Origin of the sequence: Achromobacter sp. GbtcB20 (assembly GCF_019091095.1) — a bacterium.
In the GTDB taxonomy this organism is placed as follows: Bacteria; Pseudomonadota; Gammaproteobacteria; order Burkholderiales; family Burkholderiaceae_B; genus Achromobacter; species Achromobacter mucicolens.
This window is the reverse complement of sequence record NZ_JAGXJZ010000951.1, coordinates 1-232: the sequence shown is the minus strand read 5'-3', so window position 1 is coordinate 232 and position 232 is coordinate 1. Positions and strand designations below refer to the sequence as shown.

Annotated in this window: 1 pseudogene; it reads right to left on the bottom strand. The window is 72.8% G+C overall.

The window, feature by feature from the left end:
• Window positions 1–232 (bottom strand): annotated as a pseudogene (locus KVT32_RS31785) (oxidoreductase); the annotation flags it as partial.

Here is a 232-nt window from a genome sequence, read left to right as displayed (position 1 = left end):
CCAGTCGCTGGCCGAGATGCGCATTCCGAGCGCCATGGTCTCCGGTATCGCCGCGCGCCCCGCCTCGAACACCTCCAACGGGAAGCGCATGCGGTTCTCCAGCGAACCGCCATACGCGTCGTCGCGCCGGTTCGACAGCGGCGACAGGAATTCGTGCAGCAGGTTGCCGTGGGCGCCGTGCAGCTCGGTCGCCACCAGGCCCAGGGGGGGGGCGCGGCGCGCGGCGGCCACG